2 protein-coding genes are annotated in these 1729 nt (G+C 72.4%); both read right to left on the bottom strand.

Annotated features, from left to right (window positions below; translation table 11 throughout):
* The coding region (gene rsmA / locus GH736_RS22470; protein ID WP_159607195.1) for a 16S rRNA (adenine(1518)-N(6)/adenine(1519)-N(6))-dimethyltransferase RsmA at positions 1-824 on the bottom strand (824 nt) is incomplete at its 3' end.
* A gap of 47 nt (positions 825-871) precedes the next feature.
* On the bottom strand, positions 872-1726 hold the full coding sequence (locus GH736_RS22465) for a TatD family hydrolase (RefSeq protein ID WP_159607193.1): 855 nt from the start codon (positions 1724-1726) through the stop codon (positions 872-874).
* Between the last annotated feature and the right edge of the window lie 3 nt (positions 1727-1729).

The following is a 1729-nucleotide window of genomic DNA, read 5'->3' as shown; positions in this document are numbered from 1 at the left end:
GCCGCGGCGCGTGCGATCGCCAGGAAGTCCTCGACCCGCAACTGCTCGCCGCGCGACTGCGGGTCGACGCCGGCGCGTTCGAGGGTCTCGCTGGCCGACGACGAGGACCCGCCCAGCACGCTCGACAGCGACTGGCGCAGCATCTTGCGGCGCTGCTGGAACGCCGCGTCGACGAGCGCGAACGTCGCCTTGCGCTCCTCCTCGGTGCCGGGTTGCTCACGGCGGGCGAAGCCGACGAGCACCGAGTCGACGTTGGGCACGGGCCAGAACACCATGCGCGAGACCTGGCCGGCGAGCCGCCAGCGCCCCCACCAGGCGGCCTTGGCACTCGGCGAGCCGTAGACCTTCGAGCCCGGCTCGGCGGCGAGTCGATGCCCAACCTCGGCCTGCACCATGACGATGCCCGACTGCAGCGATGGGATGTGCTCGAGCAGGTGCAGCAGCACTGGCACCGACACGTTGTAGGGCAGGTTGGCCACCAGCCGCACGGGGTCGCCGGGCAACTCCGTGACGCGCAGCGCGTCGGCGTGCACCACGGTGAGCGACGTGCCCGGTTGCATGATCCGCACGGTGTGCGGCAGCTGCTCGGCGAGGCGCCCGTCGATCTCGACGGCGATCACGGATGCCCCGGCCTCGAGCAGCCCGAGCGTGAGCGACCCGAGTCCCGGACCGATCTCGAGCACGGTCTCGTCGCGTTGCACGCCTGCGCTCTGCACGATGCGCCGCACGGTGTTCGCGTCGTGCACGAAGTTCTGCCCCAACTTCTTCGTGGGGGTGACGTCGAGGAGCTCGGCGAGATCGCGGATCTCGGCGGGCCCGAGCAGGCGCGGGGTGGGGTCACCACCGCCGTCGGCCTCATGCCGGTGCGCGTTCACGCCGTCGACTCCCGCACGGCCTCATCATGCCACGGGCCGTACACGGCCACCGTGTTCGACGCGATCTGCGCGCACAACTCGTCGAGGTCGGCGCCGAGCACCTCGGCGATGAATCGCATGGTGTGCGGCACGAGGTAGGGCGCGTTCGGACGCCCGCGCAGCGGCACGGGCGTGAGGTACGGGGCGTCCGTCTCGACGAGGATGCGGTCGCGCGGGGCGACCCGCAGCGCCTCGCGCAGGTTCTCGGCGTTCTTGAACGTCACGTTGCCGGCGAACGAGAGGTACCAGCCCTCGGATGCCGCGAGCCGGGCGAGCTCCTCGCCGCCCGAGAAGCAGTGGAAGACCGTGCGTTCGGGCGCGCCCACGCGCCGGAGGGTCTCGACCACGGCGTCGTGCGCGTCGCGGTCGTGGATCTGCAGGGCCAGCCCGTGCCGCTTCGCGATGTCGATGTGCGCCTCGAAGGAGCGGAACTGCGCACCGCGTCCGTCGTCGCCGGTGCGGAAGAAGTCGAGCCCGGTCTCCCCGATCGCGCGCACGCGCGGGCGGGCGGCGAGCTCGTCGATGACGACGAGGGCATCGTCGAGCGTGCCGGATGCCTCGAGCTCGGGCGCCTCGTTCGGGTGCAGCGCCACGGCGGCGAGGAGGCGCGGCTCGCGCTCGGCCACGTCGGCCGACCAGCGCGAGGTCGCGACATCCGTGCCGACCTGCACCGCGCCGACGACGCCGACGGATGCCGCGCGCTCGAGGTGCTCGTGCACGTCGAGCGGCAGCGCGCCGTCGGCGATCTCGAGGTGCGTGTGGTTGTCATAGACGCCGACGGCGAGCGGCTCAGGCGGGGGCGGGTACTCCACGGC

Source organism: Agromyces humi (assembly GCF_009720255.1).
Taxonomy (GTDB): domain Bacteria; phylum Actinomycetota; class Actinomycetes; order Actinomycetales; family Microbacteriaceae; genus Agromyces; species Agromyces humi.
Note: the sequence above shows the minus strand (reverse complement) of the source record. Positions and strands in the feature narration are given on the sequence as shown.